18 protein-coding genes and 1 pseudogene are annotated in these 19,069 nt (G+C 70.4%); 8 read left to right on the top strand and 11 right to left on the bottom strand.

The features are described from left to right. Window positions 1-24: 24 nt before the first annotated feature. Complete coding sequence (locus tag E2C04_RS08590) at window positions 25-687, top strand: class I SAM-dependent methyltransferase (protein WP_229721622.1); 663 nt, start codon at window positions 25-27, stop codon at window positions 685-687. On the opposite strand, the gene E2C04_RS08585 is transcribed toward E2C04_RS08590, so the two are convergent. From E2C04_RS08585 to uvrB, 5 genes and pseudogenes are all read right to left on the bottom strand, one after another. Continuing rightward, the gene (locus E2C04_RS08585; RefSeq protein ID WP_135832290.1) at window positions 652-1,752 is read right to left on the bottom strand and encodes a prenyltransferase/squalene oxidase repeat-containing protein; all 1,101 of its coding nucleotides are present in this window, start codon (window positions 1,750-1,752) and stop codon (window positions 652-654) included. The two genes, E2C04_RS08590 and E2C04_RS08585, sit on opposite strands and share 36 nt — an antisense overlap. Next, on the bottom strand, window positions 1,752-3,722 hold the full coding sequence (locus E2C04_RS19615; protein WP_158630645.1) for a glycosyltransferase: 1,971 nt from the start codon (window positions 3,720-3,722) through the stop codon (window positions 1,752-1,754). The genes E2C04_RS08585 and E2C04_RS19615 overlap by 1 nt, the downstream gene beginning before the upstream one ends. Before the next feature lie 129 nt (window positions 3,723-3,851). After that, complete coding sequence (locus tag E2C04_RS08575) at window positions 3,852-4,823, bottom strand: NAD(P)/FAD-dependent oxidoreductase (protein ID WP_135832289.1); 972 nt, start codon at window positions 4,821-4,823, stop codon at window positions 3,852-3,854. An 81-nt stretch (window positions 4,824-4,904) separates the two neighbouring features. Further along, the gene (locus E2C04_RS08570) at window positions 4,905-5,351 is read right to left on the bottom strand and encodes a VOC family protein (protein WP_135832288.1); all 447 of its coding nucleotides are present in this window, start codon (window positions 5,349-5,351) and stop codon (window positions 4,905-4,907) included. Beyond that, window positions 5,348-7,473 (bottom strand): annotated as a pseudogene (gene uvrB / locus E2C04_RS08565) (excinuclease ABC subunit UvrB). The gene E2C04_RS08570 and the pseudogene uvrB overlap by 4 nt, the downstream one beginning before the upstream one ends. Window positions 7,474-7,699: 226 nt before the next feature. On the opposite strand from uvrB, the gene E2C04_RS08560 reads away from it, so the two are divergent. The 6 genes from E2C04_RS08560 (at window position 7,700) to E2C04_RS08535 (ending at window position 14,114) form a co-directional block, all read left to right on the top strand. Next, window positions 7,700-10,903 carry an ATP-binding protein gene (locus E2C04_RS08560; RefSeq protein WP_135832287.1) on the top strand — a complete coding sequence of 1,068 codons (3,204 nt, stop codon included), beginning with the start codon at window positions 7,700-7,702 and terminating at the stop codon, window positions 10,901-10,903. Next, window positions 10,900-11,319, top strand: coding sequence for a roadblock/LC7 domain-containing protein (locus tag E2C04_RS08555; protein WP_135832286.1), 420 nt, complete (start codon window positions 10,900-10,902; stop codon window positions 11,317-11,319). The genes E2C04_RS08560 and E2C04_RS08555 overlap by 4 nt, the downstream gene beginning before the upstream one ends. A gap of 11 nt (window positions 11,320-11,330) precedes the next feature. Then, a complete protein-coding gene (locus E2C04_RS08550; protein ID WP_135832285.1) occupies window positions 11,331-11,696 on the top strand; it encodes a DUF742 domain-containing protein in 366 nt (121 codons plus the stop codon). 260 nt (window positions 11,697-11,956) lie between these two features. After that, window positions 11,957-12,262 (top strand): GTP-binding protein, encoded by a 306-nt coding sequence (locus tag E2C04_RS22290; protein ID WP_238694483.1) that lies wholly within the window; start codon window positions 11,957-11,959, stop codon window positions 12,260-12,262. 147 nt (window positions 12,263-12,409) lie between these two features. Beyond that, window positions 12,410-12,787, top strand: coding sequence for a DUF742 domain-containing protein (locus E2C04_RS08540; protein WP_135832284.1), 378 nt, complete (start codon window positions 12,410-12,412; stop codon window positions 12,785-12,787). 73 nt (window positions 12,788-12,860) lie between these two features. After that, window positions 12,861-14,114, top strand: coding sequence for a phospholipase D-like domain-containing protein (locus E2C04_RS08535; protein ID WP_229721623.1), 1,254 nt, complete (start codon window positions 12,861-12,863; stop codon window positions 14,112-14,114). A 16-nt stretch (window positions 14,115-14,130) separates the two neighbouring features. Here E2C04_RS08535 and E2C04_RS08530 read toward each other — a convergent pair whose 3' ends face one another. After that, entirely contained in the window at window positions 14,131-15,060 is a 930-nt protein-coding gene (locus E2C04_RS08530; protein WP_229721624.1) for a DNA-3-methyladenine glycosylase family protein, read from the bottom strand. Between the two features lie 71 nt (window positions 15,061-15,131). Here E2C04_RS08530 and E2C04_RS08525 point away from each other — a divergent pair, with 71 nt between their 5' ends. Then, the gene (locus tag E2C04_RS08525) at window positions 15,132-15,848 is read left to right on the top strand and encodes a TetR/AcrR family transcriptional regulator (RefSeq protein WP_135832283.1); all 717 of its coding nucleotides are present in this window, start codon (window positions 15,132-15,134) and stop codon (window positions 15,846-15,848) included. Between the two features lie 63 nt (window positions 15,849-15,911). On the opposite strand, the gene nusB is transcribed toward E2C04_RS08525, so the two are convergent. From nusB to E2C04_RS08500, 5 genes are all read right to left on the bottom strand, one after another. Continuing rightward, entirely contained in the window at window positions 15,912-16,319 is a 408-nt protein-coding gene (gene nusB / locus E2C04_RS08520; RefSeq protein ID WP_135832282.1) for a transcription antitermination factor NusB, read from the bottom strand. A 23-nt stretch (window positions 16,320-16,342) separates the two neighbouring features. Further along, window positions 16,343-16,906, bottom strand: coding sequence for an elongation factor P (efp, locus tag E2C04_RS08515; RefSeq protein ID WP_135832281.1), 564 nt, complete (start codon window positions 16,904-16,906; stop codon window positions 16,343-16,345). A gap of 92 nt (window positions 16,907-16,998) precedes the next feature. Further along, a complete protein-coding gene (locus tag E2C04_RS08510) occupies window positions 16,999-17,475 on the bottom strand; it encodes a type II 3-dehydroquinate dehydratase (RefSeq protein WP_202977943.1) in 477 nt (158 codons plus the stop codon). Further along, window positions 17,472-18,587: a 3-dehydroquinate synthase gene (gene aroB, locus E2C04_RS08505; protein WP_135832280.1), complete on the bottom strand. Its 1,116-nt coding sequence runs from the start codon at window positions 18,585-18,587 to the stop codon at window positions 17,472-17,474. The genes E2C04_RS08510 and aroB overlap by 4 nt, the downstream gene beginning before the upstream one ends. Further along, complete coding sequence (locus E2C04_RS08500) at window positions 18,584-19,054, bottom strand: shikimate kinase (protein WP_135832279.1); 471 nt, start codon at window positions 19,052-19,054, stop codon at window positions 18,584-18,586. The genes aroB and E2C04_RS08500 overlap by 4 nt, the downstream gene beginning before the upstream one ends. Window positions 19,055-19,069 lie beyond the last annotated feature (15 nt).

The following is a 19,069-nucleotide window of genomic DNA, read 5'->3' as shown; positions in this document are numbered from 1 at the left end:
CGAGCCGTTGGGAACAATGGCGCAGTGACCTCGACGATGCCGCCCGCCCTGCTCGACCACGCGCTCGCTGCCAAGGGCTTCATGCCCGAGGACGAAGGGCTGCTCCTGCACCGACGTGCCCTGGAGCAGCTGCCGCTGGGTCCCGCGCTGGAGGTCGGCACCTACTGCGGCAAGTCGGCCGTCTACCTCGGGGCGGCTGCCGCGCAGGTCGGTGGGACGGTCTTCACCGTCGACCACCACCACGGCAGCGAGGAGAACCAGGCGGGCTGGGAGCACCACGACACCGAGGTGGTCGACCCACGGACCGGCCGCATGGACACCCTGCCGTTCTTCCGCCGCACGATCGAGGACGCAGGACTCGAGGACCACGTCGTCGCCGTGGTGGGGCAGTCGACCACCGTCGCACGCCACTGGCGCACCCCGCTCTCCCTGCTCTTCATCGACGGCGGCCACTCCGAGGAGCACGCGCAGAACGACTACACCGGCTGGGCCAACTGGGTGATGGCCGGAGGACTGCTCGTCATCCACGACGTCTTCGCCGACCCCGCCGACGGGGGCCAGCCGCCGTACCACGTGTTCCTGCGCGCGCTGGAGGGCGGCTGCTTCACCGAGGACGAGCGCCTGGGGTCGATGCGGGTGCTGCGACGGACGTCAGGAGACGCCGGCGACACTGCGGGCGTCGGCTGATCCACAGCACCGGGCACCCAGGTCCCCGAACGTCACGAGCGTCTCACCGCGCATGATGTCCGAGCCCGGCGTCGTCCGGGACAGCTGGTCGGCCGCCAGGATCACGGCCGCAGCCGTGTACGTGGTCTGCTCGCCCGGCCAGTTGACCTGGTCGGGGAAGACCCAGCCGGTCCAGTAGCTGCCGTTCTCGTGGCGCAGGTGCTGCATGTCGGCGAAGAGCTGCAGGGCGCGGTCCCGGTCGCCGTTGGCCTCCAAGGCCATCACCAGCTCACAGGTCTCGGCCCCGGTGACCCAGGGGTTCTCCCGGACGCACCGGATGCCGAGCCCCTCCTCGACGAACACGTCCCACCGCTCCTTCAGGAGGGCCTCGGCCGCCTCGCCCCGCACGGCACCGCCGAGCACCGGGTAGTACCAGTCCATCGAGAACTCGGACTTGTCCAGGAAGAGGTCACGGTGGTCGCGCAGGGCGTGCGCCAGACGGGCACCGGCGAACTCCCACTCGGGCTGCGGGTCCTCGAGGAGGTCTGCCAACGCGCAGCCGGCAGCCAGGGCGTGGTGGATCGACGACGAGCCGGCGAGCAGCGCGTCGGTGTTGATGCGGGCCGGGCGGCCCTCCGCCCACTCCTGCGACCAGGCGATGCCGCCCGACGGAAGCTGCAGGGAGACGACCCAGTCCAGGCCGGCGCGCACGGCCGGCCAGAAGCGGTCGACGAAGGCGCGGTCACGGCGTACCAGCCAGTGGTGCCAGACGCCGACGGCGAGGTAGGCGGACATGTTCGTCTCGCCACTGTGGTCCTCGACGGTGCCAGCGACGATCTTCATCGGCCAGGAGCCGTCTGCCCGCTGGGTACGGAGCACCCACTCGTACGCGCGTTCCGCGGCCTCGACCTGCCCACCGACGAGCATGGCCATGGCGGCCTCGACGTGGTTCCACACGTCGACCTTGTCACCCGGCGTCCACGGCACGGCGCCCGAAGGCTCCTGCATGGCGGCGATCGAGGCCGCGGTCTGCGCGACCTGGTCGGCCGTCAGGACGCCTGGTACCTCGGGGATGAGGTGGGCCATCAGGCGCTGAGCGGCTTCGTGAAGTAGAGGACCATGCTCTTGCCGATCATCGGGTCCAGGACCTTGCCGGCCAGCTGCAGCACCTTCGGCTGCTTCATGATCTCCCAGACCAGGAGCTTGTGGTAGGCCTTGGCGAGCGGGTGGTCGTCGTTGTTGACGCCGACCGCGCACTTGATCCACCAGTACGGCGCGTGCAGGCCGTGGGCGTAGTCCTTGCCCGTGAAGTTGAGGCCGGCCTTGGAGATCTTGTCGATGAGCTCCTTGTCCGTGTAGATGCGGATGTGGCCGCCCTCGACGTTGTGGTAGTCGTCGGAGAGCTTCCAGTTGATCACCTCGGGCAGCCAGCGGGGCACCGAGACCGCCAGGGTGCCGCCGGGCCGGAGCACGCGTACGAGCTCCTGGATCGCCTGGATGTCGGCGGGGATGTGCTCCAGCACCTCGGCCGCGACGACGCGGTCGAACTCACCGTCGGCGAAGGGCAGCGCGAGCGCGTCGCCCTCCTTGACGTCAGCCTCGGCGCCCTCGGGGACCTCGCCCGCCTCCTTCATCGCGACGAAGAGGTTGCGGACGTTCTCCAGCTCTGCGGCGTCCTGGTCGAAAGCGATCACGTCGCCGCCGCGGCGGTACATCTCGAAGGCGTGGCGACCGGCGCCACAGCCCATGTCGAGCACGCGGTCGCCCGCCTTGAGACCGAGTCGGTCGAAGTCAACGGTCAGCACGTCACCCCCCTGGGCCTTCTCGGCCCGGTAGTCGTTGATCACTTCTTCGTAGGCAGCGGCGGTCTTCTGCGCGACCGCGCGCCAGCTGAACATGTCGAGCACCCGCTGGCGTCCGGCAGCGCCCATCCGGGCCCGCCGCTCGGGGTCGTCCAGCAGGGCGGCGATGGCGTGGGTCAGCTCGCCGACGTCACCGGGGGTGACCAGGTCGGCACACTCTCCGTCCTCGCCGACGACCTCGGGGATGGCGCCAGCGCGGGAGACGACGAGCGGGGTGGCGCAGGCCATGAGCTCGGCGGTGGGGAGCGAGAAGCCCTCGTACAGGGAGGGGACGCAGGCCAGCTCGGCAGAGCCCATGAGCTCCACGAGCTCGGCGTCGGAGACGCCGCTGACGAAGCTCACGTGCTCACCGATGCCGAGGGTCTCGATCAGCTGCTCCGTGCGGCCGCCCGGGGCGGGCTTGGTGACCAGGACCAGGGACAGGTCCCGCTCCGTGCGCAGCTTCGCGAACGCCTCGAGGAGCGTGGAGATCCCCTTCATCGGGGCGTCGGCGCTGGCCATGGCCAGGATCCGCCCGGGGACCCGTGGAGTCGTCGGGGGGACGAACGAGTCCTCGACGCCGAGCAGGATCACCTGCATCCGGGCGGGGTCGACGCCGAAGTCAGTGGCGATGTCGCGCTTCGAGGACTCCGACGGGGTGAGGATCTTGCGCGCCTGGCGGGCCACGCGGCCCTGCATCCGCAGGAAGCCGTACCAGCGGCGCAACGAGAGCTTCTTGCGCAGCGTCGGCGCGGTCGCGAGCTCGACCCGGCGGTCGAACGTGATCGGGTGGTGCAGCGTCGTGACGAGTGGCAGCCCCATCTTCTCGATGGCGAGCATCCCGTCACCCAGCACCTGGTTGTCGTGGACGACGTCGAAGTCGTCGACGCGGTCCTTGAGGAGGCGCGCCACGCGCTTGCTGAAGGTCCTCGGCTCGGGGAAGCCGGCGGTGCACATGGTCAGGAACTCCTCGACGTCGATCAGGTCGCGGAACTCCTTGAGCTTGGGGACCCGGAACGGGTCGGGCTCGCGGTAGAGGTCGAGCGAAGGCACCTTGGTGAGCTTCACACCCTCGTCGAGGATCGGGTACGGCTGGCCCGAGAAGACCTCGACCTCGTGCCCCAGCGCCACGAGCTCACGGCTCAGGTGGCGCAGGTAGATGCCCTGGCCGCCGACGTGGGGCTTGCTGCGGTAGGAGAGCAGTGCAACGCGCAAGGTCTCGGCCTTCCTGATTGGTGACCCGCGTTTGTACCACGCGTCACCTCGGTAACTTCTCTGTCGCCAGTGAACGGACCTGACCCGCGTACTGTTCCACGCGGCACGCGTGGGGAGACTCACAGGGCGTCATGCCTCGCTGGAGTGACCGGGGAAGACGTGGGCCGACGGGTCGATCACGACGGCGGCGTTGTTGACCGCGGTTGCTGCCTCCCCGAAGCCCACGGCGATGAGGCGCACCTTGCCCGGGTAGTCGGTGATGTCACCGGCGGCGAAGACCCGCTCGAGGGAGGTCCGCATGGAGCTGTCGACGACCACGTGCCGCTTGGCCGTCTCCAGCCCCCAGGTCTGGATGGGCCCCAGGTCAGCCACGAAGCCGAGCGCGGCGACGACGGCCTGGCACGGAAGGACCTCCTCGACGCCGTCGTCGGTGCGCACCACCACGGCCTTGACCGCGTCGCCGCCGCTGATCTCGACCACCTGGGCCTTCGTCAGGATCCGCACCGACGAGGCCCGCACGGCCGCGACCGTACGCTCGTGGGCGCGGAACGCGTCCCGTCGGTGCACGAGGGTCACCGAGGATGCCAGCGGCTCGAGGTGCTCGGCCCAGTCGAAGGCACTGTCGCCTCCCCCGACGACCACGACGTCCTTGCTCCGGTACGGCTCGAAGTCCGGCACGAAGTACTCGACGCCCCGGCCCACCCACTCCGGGCCGACCGGCAGCGGCCGCGGGGTGAAGGTGCCGATGCCGGCGGTCACCAGGACGGCTGCGGCCCGCACCGTGGTGCCGTCGTCGAGCCCCACGGAGACGGAGTCGGCCTCCTGGGTGAGCGACAACGCGGTGCGCTCCAGGAGGTGGGTGGCACCGGCCGTGCTGGCCTGGGCAACCAGGCCCTCCACCAGGTCGCGGCCCTTCACCGCCGGGAAGCCGGCCACGTCGGCGATCCGCTTCTCCGGGTACATGGCGGTGATCTGACCGCCCAGCTCCGGAAGGGAGTCGACCAGCACGACCCGCAGCCCGCGGAACCCCGCGTAGTAGGTCGCGAAGAGCCCGGTCGGCCCCGCGCCGATGATCAACAGGTCCGTCTCGACAACGTCCAACGTGCACCCCGCAGGCTCGGCTGTGATGCAGGTCACCCTAGATCACGGACCCGCCGAGCCCCAGCCCCTCGCGACGAGCCGTCAGTCCAGGCAGAACTCGTTGCCCTCGGGGTCGGCCATGACGATGAAGCTCCCGTCGCCCATCTCCTGGGAGGGCGGCACCCGGCGTACGACGGTGGCACCAGCCGCGACCAGCCTCTCCGCAGCCTCCTCGTGGGCAGCAGCCCGGTCGTCCCCGGAGAGTCCGGGCGCCACCCGCAGGTCGAGGTGGACCCTGTTCTTCACCGACTTCTCCTCCGGGACCTGCTGGAAGAAGACCCGCGGGCCGCTCTCCCCCTCCTCAGGCACGATGGCGGAGCGGGAGTTGCGCGCCTCGGGCGGGACGCCCCAGGCATCGAGCGCGTCGTCCCACGAGGTGAAGTCGCCGGGCGGCGGCTGGAGCCGGTAGCCGAGGGCCTCGGCCCAGAAGAGGGCCTGCCGACCGGGGTCGTGGGCGTCGAACGTCACCTGGAACTCGATCGCTGTCACTTCGTGGCCTCCATCATCTGGCGCAGCTCCTTCTTGAGCTCGCTGATCTCGTCGCGCAGCCGCGCGGCAACCTCGAACTGGAGCTCAGCGGCCGCGGTCTTCATCTGGTCGGTGAGCTGCTGGATGAGTTCGGCCAGGTCGGAGCTGGGGATGCCGGCCGTGTCGGGCAGGTCCTTGTGCAGCTTGAGAGCATCGGCGTCGGCGAGCCCTTGGGCTTCACGCCGCCGGCGCGGCCCTTCTGACCCACGTCGGCCCAGGTCTGCAACAGCTCCTGGGTCGTCTCGTCCTCGCGGGCGAGCATCTCGGTGATGTCGGCGATCTTCTTGCGCAGCGGCTGCGGGTCGATCCCGTGCTCGGCGTTGTAGGCGACCTGGATGGCGCGACGGCGGTTGGTCTCGTCGATCGCCGCCTCCATCGACCGGGTGATCCGGTCCGCATACATGTGGACCTGGCCGGAGACGTTGCGGGCCGCACGTCCGATCGTCTGGATGAGGGACTTGTCGGAGCGCAGGAAGCCCTCCTTGTCGGCATCGAGGATGGCGACAAGCGACACCTCGGGGAGGTCCAGGCCCTCGCGCAGCAGGTTGATGCCGACGAGCACGTCGTACTCCCCCAGGCGGAGGTCACGGAGCAGCTCGATGCGCTTGAGGGTGTCGACCTCGGAGTGCAGGTAGCGGGTGCGGATGCCGGCCTCGAGCAGGTAGTCGGTGAGGTCCTCGGACATCTTCTTGGTCAGGGTGGTCACCAGGACGCGCTCGTCCTTCTCCACGCGCTCCCGGATCTCGTGGATCAGGTCGTCGATCTGACCCTTCGTCGGCTTGACGATCACCTCCGGGTCGACCAGGCCGGTCGGACGGATGATCTGCTGCACCGCGTTCTGCGGTCCGCCGACGCGGTCGAGCTCGTAGTCGCCCGGCGTCGCCGAGAGGTAGATCGTCTGCCCGATCCGGTCGAGGAACTCCTCCCAGCGCAGCGGGCGGTTGTCCATCGCCGACGGCAGCCGGAAGCCGTGCTCCACCAGGTTGCGCTTGCGCGACATGTCGCCCTCGTACATGCCGCCGATCTGCGGCACGGCCACGTGGGACTCGTCGATGACCAGGACGAAGTCCTCGGGGAAGTAATCGAGCAGGGTGTTGGGCGCGCTCCGGTTGCGGCCGTCCATGTGCATCGAGTAGTTCTCGATGCCGGAGCAGGAGCCGACCTGGCGCATCATCTCGACGTCGTACGTGGTGCGCATGCGCAGTCGCTGCGCCTCCAGCAGCTTGCCCTGCCGCTCGAAGGTGGCGAGCTGCTCGACCAGCTCGGCCTCGATGCCCTTGATCGCCCGCTCCATGCGCTCGGGGCCCGCGACGTAGTGGGTCGCCGGGAACACGTGGATCTCGTCGTCCTCGGTGAGCACCTCGCCGGTCACCGGGTGGAGGGTCATCAGCCGCTCCACCTCGTCACCGAAGAACTCGATCCGGATCGCCATCTCCTCGTAGACCGGGAAGACCTCGACCGTGTCGCCGCGGACCCGGAACGTGCCACGCGTGAAGCTCAGGTCGTTGCGGGTGTACTGGTTGTCGACGAGCTGGCGGAGCAGCTTGTCGCGGTCGCGCTCCTCGCCGCGCTTGAGGCGCACCATCCGGTCGACGTACTCCTGCGGGGTGCCCAGGCCGTAGATGCACGACACCGTCGAGACCACGATGACGTCACGCCGGGTCAGCAACGAGTTGGTCGCGGAGTGGCGCAGCCGCTCCACCTCCTCGTTGATGGAGGAGTCCTTCTCGATGTAGGTGTCGGTCTGCGGGACGTACGCCTCGGGCTGGTAGTAGTCGTAGTACGAGACGAAGTACTCGACCGCGTTGTCGGGGAAGAGCTGACGCAGCTCGTTGGCGAACTGGGCGGCGAGCGTCTTGTTGGGCTGGAGCACCAGCACCGGACGCTGCAGCTGCTCGGTCACCCAGGCCACCGTCGCGGTCTTGCCGGTACCGGTGGCGCCGAGAAGGACGACGTCCTTCTCCCCCGCACGGATGCGCTCGGAGATCTCCTTGATCGCCGTCGGTTGGTCGCCCGACGGCTGGTAGTCGGACTTGACGGTGAAGGGCGCCACCCGGCGCTCCAGGTCGCTCACTGGCCGCATGGTTCGAGCGTACGCGGAGGGTCCGACAACACGCTCGTCCCAGGCTCCCGCACGCGGGCGCGGGCGCGGGGACCCGATGCACCCCGCCCCAACCAGCAACTTTCGTCACACGAGTCCTGCCATTCCACGAACACGGGCGCGGTTTCGTCCTTATGTTGTCGTCCGGGCCCGATCCGCGGTCCACCCGTCCACGGACGAACCACCAGACGCACCAACCGGGGAGCTCATGGCAACGAACAAGAACGGCGTGTCGTCGTCCTCGTCGGAAACCTCCGACGTGGAGGACGTGAAGTCGCGTGCCGGTTGGCGCGTCTCCGGGTGGAAGCTGCGCAACAAGATCGCCCTGGCGCTCGCCTTCCCCATGGTGGCCGCCTCGTGGTTCGCGGTCGACAAGTCGGTGGAGGCCTGGATCGTCGCCGAGGAGTACCGAGCCACCGCGGGCCAGATCCGCGTGCTCGGCCCGACGATCGACTACCTGTACGCCGCCGAGTCGGCGACCGTGGTCGCGCGCTCCGAGTCCGCGTCGAACTCCCCCGCCCGCACCGAGGCCGTGGAGAAGGTCCGTCAGGCCGCAGAGAAGCTCGAGGCGCAGATCGACGACGAGGCCCTCACCCAGAACCAGAAGGCGCAGCTCGAGGGCCTGGTGGCGTTGAGCGACCAGCTCCGCGACGGCCGTGCCTACGTGACGCTGCTGCAGTCGCTGTCGCAGGTCCGCCAGCTCCACAACGGCGTGAGCGACTTCTACCAGTCCATCGTCAACGGACAGAACGCCCCGGAGCCGGTGCTCCAGCAGATCGGCTACGTGATGGAGGGTCGTCTGGCCTTCACCATGCAGCAGCTCCAGGTCGCCTACCAGGGCAACCGCATCACCAACTCGTCCGACGTCTTCTCCGCGCTCGGCGTCGAGGACGCCGCGATCTCGCAGCTGGCCCGCGCCCGCAACGACGCCCCCGACGTGCTCGACCTCCGCTCGCTCAACGCCTCCCGCTTCGACACGGTCGAGAAGGGCACCGGCGAGCTGGCCTACGAGGAGGCCCTCGAGGTCTACGACAGCCTGTCCGAGCAGGTGCTGACCGAGTCGGAGGAGGCGCTCGACGAGAACGCCGCCGAGGCCGGCTCCCAGGCCGTGCTCAACATCGTCATCCTGGCGGCCTCGCTGCTCGCCACCCTCCTGCTGGCCTGGATCATCGCGCGCCTGATGACGCGCCCCGTGCTCACGGTGCGTGACAGCGCCCGCGAGGTCGCGAGCACCAAGCTGCCGCAGGCCGTGGCCACGATCCGCGCCGGCGGCGACCCGGGCGCGATCGACCGGATCCCCGTGCACACCAACGAGGAGATGGGTCAGCTGGCCCGCGCGGTGGACGAGCTCCACCAGACCGCGGTCGACCTGGCCCAGGGCGAGGCCCAGCTGCGTACGCAGGTCGGTGAGATGTTCGTGACGCTCTCGCGCCGCAACACCTCGCTGATCAACCAGCAGCTCGGCCTCATCGAGGAGCTGGAGCGCGACGAGCAGGACCCCCGCCGCCTGGAAAGCCTCTTCCGCCTCGACCACCTGGCCGCCCGCCAGCGCCGCACCGCGGAGAGCCTCGTGATCCTCTCCGACGCCCCCGTGCGCCAGCGCGACGCCCATAGCCTGTCGCTCAACGACGCGCTCCAGGCCGCCACCGCCGGTGTGCAGGAATACCAGCGGGTGGAGATGCGCGGCGCCTCGAGCGAGCAGCTCGTCGGAGCCGTCGCCAACGACGTGGTCCACCTGCTGACCGAGCTCATCGACAACGCGCTGTCGTTCTCGCCGCCCACCGAGCCGGTGCACGTCAGCACGACGAGCGCCGTGGGCCAGACCGTCATCTCCGTCTCCGACGGTGGTCTCGGACTGCCCGAGGACGTCCTGCAGCAGCTCAACGGCATGTTGCGCTCAGACGTCGGCATCACCCCTGACGCCGCACGCCGCATGGGTCTCTTCGTGGTCAGCCGCCTGGCCCACCGCCACGATCTCGACGTGAAGCTCAGCAAGAACGGACGCGGCGGCGTGACCGCCACGGTCGGCATCCCGGACTCGCTCCTGGTCGGCGGCTCCAAGCCGGAGACCGTAGTGACGGCACCCCCGCCGATCGACGTGCCGTCGACGATCGACGTGCCGGCACAGGCCTCCGCACCGGTGATCACCCCGACCGTCGCCCCCGTCATCGAGCCGGTCGTCGAGCCCGTCCTCGAGGAGCCCGCCGCCCCCGCGGCGAAGGCCTCCACGCCCGACCCGCTCAACGACCCGCTCCCCGCTCCGTTGGGCGACCCCCTGACCGACCCGCTGCCGCAGCGTACGCCGAGCGCACCCGAGCCCACCCCGGCTCCTGTCGCCAAGGCACCCGAGATCGTGGCACCCGAGGTCGTGGTGGAGCCCGAGGAGGACCGTCAGGTCGAGCAGATCAACGCGGCAATCAGCGCCGTGACCGGTCTGCCGAAGCGCCGCCCCGGCGCCACCGTGCCCGGCCGTCAGGCAGCGGTCGCCCCGGCAGGCGGAAGCCTCTTCGGCGGTGCCGCCGAAGCCCCTGAGGCAGTCGAGGAGCCGGCTCCGGTCGAGGAGGTCGTACCCGAGCCCGTCGCCCTGGTCGAGGCCCCGGCCCCGGCCCCCGAGGTGGCCCCCGAGCCGGACCCGAACGTGAGCATGTTCGCCCGGACCGCCGGTGACGACGGTGCGAGCGGCGGCAAGGCCGAGAGCGGGGCCCTGGGCATGTTCTCCCTGCGCGAGGCCCGTGCCGCCCGTGCGGCCGCTGCTGGCAAGCACGCCGACCCGGTCGCGGAGGAGAAGACCCCGACGCAGGACGAGGCGCCCGCCGCCGTCGCTCCGGCCGCCCCGGCGATCTCGCCCGAGGACCCGCTCGGTCTGGACGCCCCGAAGGCCGCCCCGGTCGTCGAGGCCAGCCAGCCGGAGGTGCACGCCGAGACGCAGACCGAGACTCAGGCGGCGTCCGCTCCGCAGGCGCTGCCCGCGGAGTCCGCCGAGCTCGTCGTCGACGAGGCGTCCGAGCCCGAGGCTCCCGCCGCCGAGCCGGCTGCAGCGAACGGCACCAACGGCGCCCTTCCCACGCGTACCCCCGGAACCAACGGCATCGTCCCGCCCGCCACCCAGGCCCCGGCCTCGGGCTGGCTGGGCAACGGTCCGCAGACGTCGTGGGGCACCAGCGCCGACGCCGGCTGGCAGGCCGCCCACCGCGCCAACGAGTCGGAGGCGGTTCCCACCGCCACCTCCGGCCTCCCCCAGCGTCAGCCCGGCCGACGTCTGGTCCCCGGAAGCGTCGCCCCGACGCGTACCGCTCCCGCGCGCGACCCGGAGGCCATCCGCAAGCGCCTCGCGGCCCACGCGGCGGGCGTCTCCCGCGGACGCTCCGCATCAGCCACCACCACCAACACCCAGAAGGAAGGTCCGGCATGACCAACGAAAGCGCATCCGCCCAGGACACCGGACTGAACTGGATCGTCACCAAGTTCATCCAGGAGGTCCCCGGCACCGCCCACGCCGTGCTGGTGTCCGCGGACGGCCTGCTCATGGCCGCGAGCGACCGCCTCCCGGCCGACCGTGCCGAGCAGGTCGCGGCGGTCTCCTCCGGCCTCGCCTCGCTGGCCGTGGGTGCCTCCCGCCTCTTCGAGGGTGGACCGGTGCTCCAGACGGTCATCGAGATGGAGCTGGGCTACCTGCTCCTCATGGCGGTCGGCGACGGCTCCAACCTCGCCGTCCTGACCCAGGACTCCGCCGACATCGGCCAGGTCGGCTACGAGATGGCGCTCCTCGTCGAGCGCGTGGGCCGCATGGTCCAGGCGCAGGCGCGGGTGCCCCAGCCGACTGCGTGAGGTGAGACCACATGGCTGACCAGGACTGGGACGACGCCCCCGCACCGCGGATCGTCAGACCCTTCACCATCACGGCGGGGCGCACCAAGCCCAAGGTGGACCTGCCGGTCGAGGCGACCCTCCGCCTCCAGGAGCACGCCCACGGTCGGTCGTGGCCCAACGCCTCGATCGCCCACGTCGTGGACGTGTGCCACCTCCGTTCCGTTGCCGAGGTCTCGGCCCTCGTCTCCATGCCGATCGGCGTGGTGCGGGTGCTCCTGGCCGACCTCATCGAGGCCGGTCACGTGGCCGTCCAGGCAACCATCACCTCCAACTCCTCCAGTGACCAGCGTCGCGACCTGATCGAAAGGACCCTCCGTGGACTTCGAGCCTTCTGACTCCCGTGGCGCCGCCTCCACCAAGATCGTGATTGCCGGAGGCTTCGGCGTCGGCAAGACGACCCTGGTCGGCTCCGTCTCCGAGATCGACCCCTGCGGACCGAGGCCCTCGTCACCGACGAGTCGGAGGGCGTCGACGACATCTCGCAGGTCCCCACGAAGCACACCACCACGGTGGCCATGGACTTCGGCCGCATCACCCTCGGTGAGGACCTGATCCTCTACCTCTTCGGCACCCCGGCCAGAAGCGCTTCTGGTTCATGTGGGACGACCTGTGCCTGGGCGCCATCGGCGCCATCGTGCTGGTGGACACCAACCGCCTCGACGAGGCGTTCTCCCCCCTCGACTACTTCGAGGAGAAGGGCCTGCCCTTCATCGTGGCCCTCAACCAGTTCGACCAGGGCCCGCAGTTCGAGCTCGAGCAGGTCCGCGAGGCTCTCGCGCTCCCGGCCCACGTGCCGATGATCCGGATCGACGCCCGCGACCGCGAGTCCGCCAAGGGTGCCCTGATCCGCGTCACCGAGTACGCGCTCGAGCGGATGGCGAGCCAGATCCCCGTCGGCTGACCACCCCCTCCTGCACCCTCCGGCACAGCACCGACACGTCGACCGGTCCCCTCCCCGGGGGCCGGTCCGCGTGCTCGCGACGCGGCCCCGTTCACATCGTGGCCGAAGGATTGGTGAAGGTTTGGTGGTGTGGGAGATCATGGGCCCATGCCCACCCCCGACGTCCCGTTCGGCAAGCACGCCGACGAACCGGCACGCCCGGCCTTCGTCCGTCCGTTCACGCTGACCCGTGGTCGCACGGTCCCGCGTGTGGACCTTCCCTTCGAGGCCACGCTGGTCACGACCCCGCAGAGCCATGCCCGCGTCCTCGGTGAGCACGCACGCGCCCTGGCGCTCTGCGACGGTCGCTCCGTCGCCGAGGTGGCGGCCGCGATGAAGCTCCCGATCGGCGTCGTCCGCGTGCTGGTCGGCGACCTCGTGGCCGACGGCCACGTCGCCGTGCGGCGTACGCTCACCGAGCGCTCCAGCTTCGACGAGCGACGCGACCTGCTGCAGCGCACCCTCGCCGGTCTCAAGGTCAGCTGACACCTCCGACCTCGACCCGGCGACACCGAGTGCCGCCGCCGTGCGGAGCGTCTCCCACAAGTAGGGTGGCCGCGTGAGCCGTCACCCCTCCGAACGCGTCATGCGAGTCGTACGTCGCGTCCTCGTGGCGCTCTTCGTCACGCCGTTCGCGCTGGCCATCGGCCTCACGGTGGTCGACAAGTACCGCCGTCGCAACAACAGCACGACGCCCTTCCCACGCAGCGCCCCCACCGACGTCCAGGTGGAGGACGGCTCCGTCACGGTCTACACCTACGGCCAGGACCTCTACGACGCGATGCTCGCCGCCATCGACGGCGCCCAGCACCAGATCTTCTTCGAGACCTACATCTGGAAGGCCGACGAGATCGGCGAGGCGTTCAAGCGGGCCCTGGCTTCCGCGGCCGACCGCGGGGTGCAGGTCTACTGCATCTACGACGCCTTCGCGAACCTCGTCGTGCCTCCACGTTTCAAGCGCTTCCCCGCCAACATCTCGGTGCTGCGCTTCCCGATCTACAACGCCGGCTTCCGTTTCTGGGACTTCCGGCACTACGGGCGCGACCACCGCAAGGTGCTCGTCGTCGACGACACCGTCGCCTTCGTCGGGGGCTACAACATCGGTGCTCCCTACGCCACGGAGTGGCGTGACACGCACATCGCCCTCACCGGCCCCGCCGTGTGGGACCTCAAGCGATCGTTCGCCGACTTCTGGAACCTCCACCGTCGCAACCGGCTGCGCCCCAGTGAGCACCCGCTTCTCCTGGAGGCACCTCCCGGCTGGGAGGCGCACATCCGCCTGTCGCGCAACAACCCGCGCCTGATGATGTTCCCGATCCGCTCGATGTACCTGGACGCGATCGACCGCGCAGCCGACCACATCTGGATGACGCACGCGTACTTCATCCCCGACCAGGACTTCGTGGAGGCGCTGGCCAACGCGGTCGCCCGCGGCGTGGACGTGCGCATCCTGCTCCCCCACCGCTCCAACCACATCGTGGCCGACTGGATCTCGCGCGGCCTCTACGCGCAGTTCCTCGAGGCCGGGATCAGGATCTTCCGCTACCAGGGCGCGATGGTGCACGCCAAGACCTCCACCATCGACGGCAGGTGGACGACGGTGGGCACCGCGAACATCGACCGCCTCAGCCTCACGGGCAACTACGAGATCAACGTCGAGATCATCGACGCCAACGTCGCCGAGGCGATGGAGGAGATCTATCGGGTCGACCTCACCAACGCGGTCGAGCTCACCCGCGAGGAGTGGGAGGCCCGCGAGTGGCACCGCAAGTTCACCGAGTTCGTCCTCGGTCCACTCGGCCCCCTGCTCTGAGGCCTCCTGCAGGGCGTCAACGTCTCCTGACGGGGAGGTGCGTCCGGGGCGCCATCCGAGGTCCACGGCGGGGCCGCGACATGCCCACGCCGCGCAACAGGTGGGCGACCCGGCCGCGCTGGGGCTCCCACGGCGCCAGGTAGTCGGCCATCTGCTGATCGGTGAAGGCAGCGTGGCCCAGGGCCCAGCCCACCTGGGTGGCCAGGTGGTAGTCGCCGTAGGAGACGGCGTCGGCGTCGCCCAGCACGCGCATCCTGACCTCGGCACTCGTCCAGACCCCGATCCCGGGCACGGACTGGAGGGCGGCGTCCGTACGTCCGGGGTCGCGGTCCACGACTCGCTGCAGCGAGTCGGCGACGCGGGCGCAGCGTACGGCTGCTGTCGAGCGGGCGCCGTCGACGCCGAGCTGCAGCCACTCCCATGACGGGATGCGCGCCACGGTCTCGGCGGCTGGCTGGACGAGCAGGCCCACGTCGGCTCCCGGACCCGGGGCAGGCTCCCCGAACCGTCGCACCAGACGCCGGAAGGAGGCGAACGCCTCCTGGCCCGTCACCTTCTGCTCGAGGATCGACGGCAGCAACGACTCGTGGACCAGGCCCGTCCGGCCCAGGCGCCAGTGCGGGGTGCGGAGCCAGGCATCGGCGACCAGGGGCGTACGCGGCTCGAAGGACGACACGTCGTCCTCGGCCCCCAGCAGCGCCGGGAGCTGCTCGAGCGCCCACGCGGCGCCCGCACCCCAGGCACGGGCATGGACCGTGCCGTCGTGGGCCAACGGCTCCACGCACAGCGTGGCGGGCCCCTCGGGAGTACGGACGCCCCGCCAGGTGCGGGCTCCGTCCGCGCGCTGGGTCGGGTCACCCGGGCCTCGTCGCTGCTGCCGCAGGAGCGAGCCCACCGGGCACGGCCATGCCGGTCGCCAGGTCCTCTCGATGCCGTCGTCCACCACGGTGCCACGGTACGTGGCGCCACCGACAACCGACTGTCACACGCAGTTGCACAAGGACTTACACTCCCCCCATGGAGCAGAGCAGTCCCTCGTCCTCACCGTCGCGGGGTGGCCGCACCCCGGCCGCGTCGAGACGGCGTCAGCGCACCCAGGAGATCCTGGCCGCCACCCGTGCCGTCTTTGACGAGCGCGGGCTGGGCGACGCCCAGGTCGAGGACATCGCGCGCGCAGTCGGGATCAACCGCGCGATCGTGTACCGCCACTTCAGCGGCAAGGAGGAGCTCTTCGCGCTGACGCTGGTGGGCTACCTCGACGAGCTGCACGACTCGCTCGCGGCGGCCGACGACCGCGCTGCCGCCCCGGCCGACCGGCTCGAACGCCTGGTCGAGGCGTTCGCGGACTACGGCCTGGCCCACCCTGCCTTCGTCGACTGTGCCCAGACCTTGATGCGCCGCACCGGGCCGGAGCTCCTCGACGAGGTCAGTGAGGACGCGGCCCTGCGGCTGGGGCGGGCGATGGCCTCCTGCCTGGGCATCCTCACCAAGGTGCTCGTCGCCGGCGCCGACGCCGGTGACTTCCACGTGAGCAACCCCGGCGCCCTGGCCAACCTGCTCTACGCCACCGGTCTGGGGACGCTCCAGCTGGCCCGCGTCGGGCTCCTCGTCGAGGAGGGTGCCTCGGGCGCCCCACAGATCCACACCATCGAGGGCGCCACGGCGAAGGACTACCTGGTCCGCTCGGCCGTGGCGCTGGCCACCGCTCCGGTCACGGCCCAGCTCAAGGGCTGACCGGTAGGACGACAGAGCCCCAACGAGGGCCGTGGCCCGCTCGTCGGGGCTCTCGCACGTCAGTCAGACCAGGTCGGCCTTGTCGCGCATCACGGCGCCCAGCACGCCGTTGACGAAGGTGGGCGACTCGTCGGTCGAGAGGTCACGTACCAGCGCGAGCGCCTCGCTGACGGCGACGGCCCCGGGCACGTCCTCGGAGTAGAGCAGCTCGTAGACACCGATGCGGAGGACGTTGCGGTCCACCGCCGGCATGCGGTCGAGGGTCCACCCCTGGGCGTACTGCCCGAGCACCTCGTCGATCCTGCGTCGGTGCGACTGCACCCCCCGCACCAGCTCGCCGGTGTAGGCGTTGGTCGGCCCCTCACCGTCGGCGACGGCCCCCTCCAGGGCCTCCACCGGGTCCTGGGAGCGGAGCTCGGAGGCGAAGAGGATGTCGAGGGCGCGCTTGCGGGCCTTGCTGCGGGCAGCCATGGAGTCGAGAGCCTGCCGGTCCGTCAGTTCTTGACGCGGCCGAGGTAGGACGAGTCGCGCGTGTCGACCTTGACCTTCTCGCCGGTGGTCAGGAAGAGGGGAACCTGGATGACGTGACCCGTCTCCAGGGTCGCGGGCTTGGTGCCGCCGGTCGAGCGGTCGCCCTGCAGGCCCGGCTCGGTCTCGGCGATCAGCAGCTCGACCGAGGCGGGGAGCTCGACGTAGAGGACGCGGCCCTCGTTGGTGGCGATGATCGCCTCCTGGTTCTCCAGGAGGAAGTTCTTGGCGTCGCCGACCGACTCCGGGGAGACCTCGATCTGGTCGTAGGTCTGCACGTCCATGAAGACGTAGGAGTTGCCGTCGTTGTAGAGGTACTGCATGGTGCGCTTGTCGACGTTGGCCGTCTCGACCTTGGTGCCGGCGTTGAAGGTCTTGTCGACGGTCTTGCCCGACTCGACGTTCTTCAGCTTGGTGCGGACGAACGCGGGACCCTTGCCCGGCTTGACGTGCTGGAACTCCACCACGGCCCAGAGCTGGCCCTCCAGGTTGAGAACCATGCCGTTCTTGAGGTCATTGGTGCTTGCCATGAGCGGTGTTCCGCCTTCGTCTCGGGTGCAGGGCCGACTGGCGATTCTAGTGGCGTGCCCCGCGCACCGGAAAACCGGTGCCCCAACGGGCCTCAGGGGTGGGGCTGGTCGCCGGACTCACCGGTGTGGTCGGCGCTGTTCGCGGCCACGTGCTCGAGGGCCATCCGGTAGCCCTCCACGCCGTGGCCGGCGAAGGTCGCGGCGGCGTGCGGCTCGACGTACGACGTGTGCCGGAAGACCTCGGGTCGTGCCTTCGGGTCGGAGATGTGCACCTCCACCAGCGGGGCCTCGAGCTGGGCGCAGGCGTCGTACAACGCCAACGAGTAGTGCGTCCACGCGCCCGCGTTCAGGACCACGGGGGTGCCCTCGTCAGCCGCCGCGTTGAGCCAGTCCAGCAGCTCGCCCTCGTGGTTGGTCTGGCGCACCTCGACCCGCAGGCCCAGCTCATGGCCCCACGCCATGCACTGCGCTGCGAGCTCGGCGTGCGTGGTCGTCCCGTAGATCTCGGGCTGACGCCGGCCGAGCCGTCCGAGGTTGGGACCGTTGAGGACGAGGACGGACATGCTCATGCGCGCGCCACCATCGCCTCGTACGCGGCCTTCAGGTGCTCCTCCGACGGTCCGGCGAGCACCCGCGGCACGGCGAGCTCCTCAAGCACCAGGAAGCGCAGCTGGGAGCCGCGGGTCTTCTTGTCGACGGCCATCGCCTCTCGCAGCTCGTCGAAGGTCGCACCCGCGAAGCCAACCGGCAGTCCGACCCGGCTGAAGGCGCTGGCGTGCCGCTCGACGAGCGCGTCTTCCAGCCCTTGGGCGAGTCGGGTCAGCTCCGCCACGAAGACGCAGCCGATGGCCACGGCCTCGCCGTGGCGGACCCGGTAGTCGGTCGCACGCTCGATGGCGTGGGCCATGGTGTGGCCGTAGTTCAGGACCTCGCGGCCCGGTGTGCCGTCCTGGCCGCCGGTCTCCTTGAGGTCGTCGACCACGACGTCGATCTTGACCCGGATCGCGCGCTCCACGAGCTCGCGGAGCTCGGGAGAGCGCGGCGTGAGCGCCTCGGGCTCGGTCGACTCCACGATGGCCAGGATCTCTGGGTCGGCGATGAAGCCGCACTTCACGACCTCACCGAGGCCGGCCACCAGCTCGTCGCGCGGCAGCGTCTCCAGCAGGGCCAGGTCGCACAGCACGCCGGCCGGCTCGTGGAAGGCGCCGACCAGGTTCTTGCCGGCGCCGGTGTTGATCCCGGTCTTGCCGCCGACGGCGGCGTCGACCATGGCGAGCACCGTGGTCGGGACGTGCACGACCCGGACGCCGCGCAGCCACGAGGCAGCCACGAAGCCACCCAGGTCGGTGGTCGCTCCCCCGCCCAGCGTGACGACCGCGTCGGAGCGGGTGAAGCCGGCGGCGCCCAGCGCCTCCCAGCAGTCGTTCGCCACCGAGGCGGTCTTCGCCTGCTCGCCGTCGGGCAGGCCCAGGGCCAGGACGTCGTAGTGCTCCGAGAGCGCGTCGGCGACGGGCTGGGCCAGGGCGCCGAGCTCACCGGCGTACAGCAGGGCCACCCGCTGCACGGAGTCGCCGAGGACTCCGGGCACCATCGAGGACAGGTCACGGCCGACGACGACGTCGTACGGGTTCGCTCCACCGACATGCAGGGTCGAGACGTCGTGGGGTGCGCCGATCGTCATGAGAGGGCCTCCATGATCTCCGCAGCGATGTCCTGCGGGGTACGTCCGTCGGTCTCGACCCGGATGGTCGCGACGGACTCGTAGACAGGGGTGCGCTCGTCGAGCAGCGCCTTGACGCGGGCACGTACGTTGCCGAGCAGCAGCGGGCGTCCGGCTCCGAGTCCGACACGCTTCACCGCCTCGGAGAGGCCGACGTCGAGGAAGACGACCCGGTGGCCGGCCAGGCGCTCACGGGTGCGGGCGTCGAGCACCGCGCCACCTCCGAGGGCGAGGACGCCGTCGTGCTCGGCGAGCGCCCTGGCCACGGCGTCGACCTCGAGCTCGCGGAAGTGCGCCTCGCCGTCGTCGACGAAGATGTCCTGCACCGGGCGCCCCTCGGCAGCGACGATGTCGGCGTCGGTGTCGCGCACCTCGACGCCCCACCGCTCGCCGAGCACCTCGGCCACCGTGGTCTTGCCGGCCCCCATGGGACCGACGAGGAC

Source organism: Nocardioides daphniae, assembly GCF_004777465.1.
Classification (GTDB): domain Bacteria; phylum Actinomycetota; class Actinomycetes; order Propionibacteriales; family Nocardioidaceae; genus Nocardioides; species Nocardioides daphniae.
Note: the sequence above shows the minus strand (reverse complement) of the source record. Positions and strands in the feature narration are given on the sequence as shown.